The following is a 6,000-nucleotide window of genomic DNA, read 5'->3' on the forward strand; positions in this document are numbered from 1 at the left end:
TAGGCCGCGGCTCAGGCCGCCGGCAGCCCGAGCAGCGCCCGGGCCACCTCCCGCGGTGATTCCCCGCGTTCCCGGGCCAGCGCGACGACCGCCCGGTACGCCAGCTCGCTCACCCCGAACGACAGCGCCTCCGGCGACACCCAGCCGGCCGCCTCCTCCACCCGGTCCTGGTCATCCTCCGCGCGGGCCGAGACGTACACGGCGGCCGCCTCGAAGAGGTTGTGCGGGCGGGTGGTCCGCCCGGCGCTCGTCCCCGTCCGCGCCGAGCCGAGGAATCTGGCACTGGCCTTGCGCACCTTGCCGAACATGGTGACCGCCCTTCCTCCTGCGATGGTTTGCCGGCCTGCCCTTCCGTCCTGCCCTTCATCTTCCGCTGTTCAACGTAGAGTTGGAGTCCCGGCGGCAGAAGAGGGACGATGCGGTGAAGCGGTACGAGCGACTTCGGCAGATCCGGCAGCTGGACCCCCACCGGGACGCGACGGAGATCCTTCGACTGGTCTCGGCCTACGAGTTCCCCTGGGACTACACCCGATCCCTTGAGCTGGCTCTGTACCGGACCTATGCCGTGCCGAGCATCGGCCGACTGCTCGCCGAGACCGCCGAGCTGACGGACCGCTCACAGAAGCGCTACGACGACACCGCCCTCCTGCTCGACGCGATCGTCGAGCACGGCTTCGACAGCACGCCGGGCCGCACGGCGATCCGGCGCATCAACCAGATGCACCGCAGCTACGACATCAGCAACGACGACATGCGCTACGTCCTGTGCACCTTCGTCGTGATGCCCCGGCGCTGGATCGACGCCTACGGCTGGCGCAAGCTGTCCCGCCACGAGATCGCCGCCTTCAGCGCGCACTTCCGCAATCTCGGCCGGCACATGGGCATCAAGGACATCCCCGAGACCTACGAGGAGTTCGAGGCCTGCCTCGACGCCTACGAAGAGGCCCACTTCGGCTGGGACGAGAACGCACGCCGGGTGTCCGACGCCACGCTCGACCTGATGGCCTCCTGGTACCCACGCCCTCTCGCCCCCCTCCTGCGCACCGGCACGCTCGCCCTGCTCGACGAGCCGCTGCTGCGCGCCTTCCGTTACACACCGCCCCCTCCCGCCACCCAGGCGCTGGTCCGCCGCGCGGTACGGGCCCGGGGGAGGCTGGTCCGACTGCTGCCGCCGCGGCGCACCCCGCACTTCGCACGCCAGAACTGGGAGATCAAGAGCTACCCCGACGGCTACCGGTTGAACGAACTGGGCACCCACCCGGTTCCCGGAGTGCGCGGCTGTCCGGTGCGGCACCTGAACGGTTCAGCCTCCGAGTGAGGCCAGTGTCTCGCGCAGCCAGGTGAGTTCGGCCTCGGACGTGGCGCGGGCGATGGTCAGCAGGCCGCGCCGGAAGGGGTCGGTCAGTTCCTCCGCGCGCACCGGCCGGTCACCGTCGTAGAAGAAGCTCGCCGGTTCCTCCAGGAAGGCCAGCCTGCGCCGCAGCACGGCGGCCTGGGCGGCGGGTTCGTCGAGGTGCCGCAGGAAGGCGAGCACCGTGAACCAGCGGTTCTCGTCGGTGATGTCCTGCTGCCCGGGCTCCGCCAGGCGCCGGCGCAGCTCTTGCCTGCCCTCGTCGGTCAGGGTCAGGACGTGCCGTGGTGCGGCGACCGCACCGGGCTCCGTGGTGCGCGCGAGCAGGCCGGCCTTCTCCAGGCGCTTGATCGCCGGATACAGCGTGCTCTCGGCCACGGGGCGGACGTGCCCGGTCAGGGCCGTGATGCGTTTGCGCAGCTCATAGCCGTGCAGCGGGGCGTCGTACAGGAAACCGAGGATGGCGAGCTCCAGCATGCCCGCATTCTCCCTCATCCACGCTGTACATCGGCAGCGTAGTACTTCGACTTCTCTATACCTCGCTTCCGATGTATTGTCGCCGGCGTGCCGACACCGGCCTACGAGGGAGGACTTGATGCAGCAGGCGGAGTTCGACGGCAAGGGCGCTCACATCCGGTGGACGGAGACGCCGGGCGCGGACCCCGCGCGCGTGTACCTGCACGGGCTGGGCGCGACCTCGTTCGTCTACCACGCGCACATCGCCGCGCGCCCCGAGCTGGCCGGCCGGCGCAGCCTGTTCGTCGACCTGCCCGGGCACGGCATCAGCGACCGGCCCCGGCACTTCGGCTACACGCTTGAGGAGCACGCCGACGCTCTCGCGGCGGCCCTGGACGCGGCGGACGCCACCGGCGCCGAGCTGATCGCACACAGCATGGGCGGCTCGGTCGCCCTCGTGCTCGCCCACCGCCGGCCGGACCTGGTCTCCCGGCTGGTCCTCACCGAGGCCAACCTCGACCGCGACCCGCCGTCCACGGCGGGCAGCAGCGGCATCGCGTCCTACGAGGAGGACGAGTTCGTCGACGGCGGCCACGCGCGCGTGCTGGAGAAGGTGGGGCCCGTGTGGGCCGCCACGATGCGGCTGGCCGATCCGCGCGCCCTGCACCGCAGTGCGGTCGGGCTGCGGCGCGGCTCCGACCCGGTGATGCGCACGATCCTTGAGGAGCTGCCCATGGAGCGCGTCTACCTCCAGGGCGAGCTCAGCGGGGACCTGGCCGACGCCGCGGGACTGCGGGCGGCGGGCGTCCGTGTGGTGACCGTGCCGGGCGCCGGCCACAACGTCATGTTCGACAACCCCGACGTCTTCGCCGCCGTGGTCGCCGGGCGGCTGTGACCGCTCAGGCCTCCTTGACGGCGAGGGCCAGGAAGCGGTCGTCCTGGTCGACGTACGACGTCATACGCCAGCCGGAGCCCGCCAGCAGGGGGCGCAGGTTGGGCTCCGCGCGCAGGTCGTCCGGGGTGATCTGCCGGCCCTGACGTGCCGCGAGCGCCGCCCTGCCGATCGGGTGGAACAGCGCCAGCGTGCCGCCGGGACGCACCACGCGGGCCAACTCCCGCAGGTTCTCGGCGGGCTGGGGCAGATGCGCGATGAGCCCTGCGGCGAACACCGCGTCCAGGGACGCCGAGCGCAGCGGCAGCGCCGACACATCCGCGAGCAGCAACCGCCCGTCCCGGTCCCGCCCGGCCCGTGCCGCGGCCTGCAGCATCGCCGGGGTCAGGTCGGCGCCGACGACCACGCCGGCCGGGCCGACGGCCGCCCGCAGCGGGGTCAGCGCGCGCCCGGTGCCGCAGCCCGCGTCCAGCACCCGGTCGCCGGGGCGCAGCCCGAGATCGGCGACCGCGGCGGCGTAGGCGGGGCCGTCGTCGGGGAAGCGGCTGTCCCAGTCGGCCGCGCGGGCTGTGAAGAACTCTTGAACATGCGTGTGGTCGTCGCTCATGTACCGCATGATTCCTCATCGCCGTTCACCGACACGGATGACGCAGCTGTGCGCATGTTCGAGCCTGACTCGATCGTTCCGTCACACTGCTGTGTCATATTCCAGCACTTTCGAAATGCGCCCCCTTTGTGCACCCGTGTCCCCTAGCGTCCCGGGGCCATGGGACACCTGGACCACGCCGCCTTCGGCTGGCTGACCCCCGTGCTGTCGTACGCGATGGCCTGCATCGGCGCCGCCCTGGGGCTGCGCTGCACCGTCCGCGCGCTCGGCGCCACCGGACGCGCCCGCCGCAACTGGCTCGTCACCGCCGCCTCGGCGATCGGCACCGGCATCTGGACCATGCACTTCGTGGCCATGCTCGGCTTCGCCGTCACCGGCACCGACATCCGCTACGACGTGCCGCTGACCGTGCTCAGCCTCGTCGTCGCCATGGTCGTCGTCTGCGTCGGCGTGTTCGCCGTCGGCCACAGCCGCGACCGCACCCGGGCCCTGCTGATCGGCGGGCTCACCACCGGGCTGGGCGTCGCGAGCATGCACTACCTGGGCATGGCCGCCGTACGGCTGCACGGCGAGGTGCACTACGACCCGCTGCGCGTCGCCCTGTCCGTGGCGATCGCCGTCGTCGCGGCGACCGCGGCCCTGTGGGCGGCGCTCAACATCAAGTCGCCCCTCGCGGTCTCCGTCGCCTCGCTCGTCATGGGCGCGGCCGTCAGCAGCATGCACTACACCGCGATGTTCGCGGTGAGCGTGCACGTCACGCCCTCCGACGAGGCGCTGCCCGGGGCCACGGCGATGCAGTTCATCTTCCCCCTCGCCGTCGGCCTCGGGTCCTACCTCTTCATCACCTCCGCCTTCGTCGCGCTGTCCCCGACAGCGGGGGAGCGCGAGGCCTCCGCCTCCGCCCAGCGACCGGTCGGGAGCGTCGCCCCCTAGTGCCGCGGCCCGCGCCACCCGTCCGACGACCACTCCCGAACGAGGAGGCCATGCGTACACCCCGTAGGACCCGCACGGCCGGCGCCGAGACGCCGCCCCCGGTGCGCGGCCGCCGCGCACACGCCGGACCACCCGCCGACGAGGGCCCCGCATCCGCCGCGGGCAGCACGCCGGGCGACGCACGCGCGCGTGGCGGGCGCCGGGGGATCCGGCCCCAGACCGTGCGCGCCAAGATCGTCTGTCTGCTGATGGTGCCGGTGGTCTCCCTGCTCGCCCTGTGGGCGTACGCCACCGTCAGCACCGCCCAGGACGTCTCCCGGCTGCGGCAGCTGCAGCGCGTCGACGCCCAGGTGCGCGCCCCCGTCACCGCGGCGGTCGCCGCCCTGCAGGCCGAGCGCACCACGGCCGTGCGCTACGCCACCAACCCCGCCGCCGGCGACGCCGCCGCCCTCAAGGACCTGGCCGCACGCACCGACGAGGCCGTGGCGGTACTGCGGCTCGGCGACCACAACACCGTCGCCGACGGCCAGGAGCTGCCCGCCGGTGTCTCCCGCCGCCTGGACGCGTTCGTGCGGAGCGTGGACGGACTGCGCTCGCTGCGCACCGAGGTGCTCGGCGGACGGGCCGGCTGGACCGACGTCTTCCAGCGGTACACCGACGCCGTCTCCGCGGCCTTCGGCGTGGGCGGCGCTCTCACCGGCATCCAGGACGCCGACCTCGGCTCCGACGCGCGCGTGCTGCTGGAGTTCGCCCGCGCGGGCGAGGCACTGGCCCAGGAGGACGCCGTCCTCGCAGCGGCGCGCGTCACCGGCCGGCTCGACGGCGAGCGGCTGCGGCTGTTCACCGGGGCCGCAGCGTCTCGCCGTACCCTCACCGAGTCCGCGTCAGCCGATCTGCGTGGTCCCGAGGCCACCGACTGGCACACCCTCGCCGGCAGCGGAGGCTACACCGCCCTGAACGCCGCCGAGGAGAGGGTGCTGGCCGCCAAGCCGGGCGCCCGCACGGCGAGTTCGGTGCCCGCCGCCACCTGGGAGAGCGCGCACACGCGCGTACAGGACGGCATGCGCGCCATCGAGACCCGGGCGGGCCGGGGCGTCGCCGAGCGGGCCGATCCCTTCACCCGGGGCCTGCTCACCCCGGCCGGGGCCGCCGTCCTGCTCGGGCTGCTCGCCGTGGCCGCCTCCCTGGTCATCTCCGTGCGCATCGGCCGGGGCCTCGTCGTCGAACTGGTCAGCCTGCGCAACGGCGCACTGGAGATCGCCCGCCGCAAACTCCCCGAGGCCATGCGCCGGCTGCGGGCCGGTGAGGAGATCGACGTCCGCGCCGAGGCCCCGCCGGGACCACCCGCCGAGGACGAGGTCGGCCAGGTCGCCGAGGCCCTCGCCACCGTGCACCGCGCAGCCCTGCGGGCCGCCGTCGAACGCGCCGAACTCGCCAGCGGCATCTCCGGTGTCTTCGTCAACCTCGCCCGCCGCAGCCAGGTCCTGGTCCACCGCCAGCTCGCCCTCCTCGACAGCATGGAACGCCGCGCCGAGGACCCCAACGAACTCGGTGACCTGTTCCGGCTCGACCACCTCACCACCCGGATGCGCCGCCACGCCGAGAGCCTGATCATCCTCTCCGGCGCCGCACCGGGCCGGGCCTGGCGGATGCCTGTCCCGCTGACCAACGTGGTCCGCGCGGCCGTCTCCGAGGTCGAGGACTACGCGCGCGTGGAGGTACGCCAGCTCCCCGAGGCGTCCGTCGTCGGTACCGCCGTCG

At 73.2% G+C, this 6,000-nt stretch carries 7 protein-coding genes; 4 read left to right on the forward strand and 3 right to left on the reverse strand.

All coding sequences use genetic code 11. The annotated features are described in order from the left end of the window. Positions 1 to 11 precede the first annotated feature (11 nt). Positions 12 to 308, reverse strand: coding sequence for a hypothetical protein (locus C3489_RS33375; RefSeq protein ID WP_103785868.1), 297 nt, complete (start codon positions 306 to 308; stop codon positions 12 to 14). Between the two features lie 113 nt (positions 309 to 421). Here C3489_RS33375 and C3489_RS33380 point away from each other — a divergent pair, with 113 nt between their 5' ends. After that, a complete protein-coding gene (locus C3489_RS33380; RefSeq protein ID WP_103785869.1) occupies positions 422 to 1,318 on the forward strand; it encodes an oxygenase MpaB family protein in 897 nt (298 codons plus the stop codon). On the opposite strand, the gene C3489_RS33385 is transcribed toward C3489_RS33380, so the two are convergent. Further along, positions 1,304 to 1,828 carry a PadR family transcriptional regulator gene (locus C3489_RS33385; protein ID WP_103785870.1) on the reverse strand — a complete coding sequence of 175 codons (525 nt, stop codon included), beginning with the start codon at positions 1,826 to 1,828 and terminating at the stop codon, positions 1,304 to 1,306. The two genes, C3489_RS33380 and C3489_RS33385, sit on opposite strands and share 15 nt — an antisense overlap. Positions 1,829 to 1,946: 118 nt before the next feature. Between C3489_RS33385 and C3489_RS33390 the strand changes: the two genes are divergently transcribed. Further along, positions 1,947 to 2,702, forward strand: a complete 756-nt coding sequence (locus tag C3489_RS33390) for an alpha/beta fold hydrolase (protein ID WP_103785871.1) — start codon at positions 1,947 to 1,949, stop codon at positions 2,700 to 2,702. A 4-nt stretch (positions 2,703 to 2,706) separates the two neighbouring features. On the opposite strand, the gene C3489_RS33395 is transcribed toward C3489_RS33390, so the two are convergent. Next, the gene (locus tag C3489_RS33395) at positions 2,707 to 3,306 is read right to left on the reverse strand and encodes a class I SAM-dependent methyltransferase (RefSeq protein ID WP_103785873.1); all 600 of its coding nucleotides are present in this window, start codon (positions 3,304 to 3,306) and stop codon (positions 2,707 to 2,709) included. 159 nt (positions 3,307 to 3,465) lie between these two features. Between C3489_RS33395 and C3489_RS33400 the strand changes: the two genes are divergently transcribed. Both C3489_RS33400 and C3489_RS33405 read left to right on the forward strand, forming a co-directional pair. Further along, positions 3,466 to 4,239: an MHYT domain-containing protein gene (locus C3489_RS33400; RefSeq protein ID WP_103785872.1), complete on the forward strand. Its 774-nt coding sequence runs from the start codon at positions 3,466 to 3,468 to the stop codon at positions 4,237 to 4,239. A gap of 50 nt (positions 4,240 to 4,289) precedes the next feature. Further along, a partial coding sequence (locus tag C3489_RS33405) for a nitrate- and nitrite sensing domain-containing protein (RefSeq protein WP_103785874.1) occupies positions 4,290 to 6,000 on the forward strand: 1,711 nt, incomplete at its 3' end.

Origin of the sequence: Streptomyces sp. Ru71 (genome assembly GCF_002920535.1) — a bacterium.
Lineage (GTDB): Bacteria > Actinomycetota > Actinomycetes > Streptomycetales > Streptomycetaceae > Streptomyces.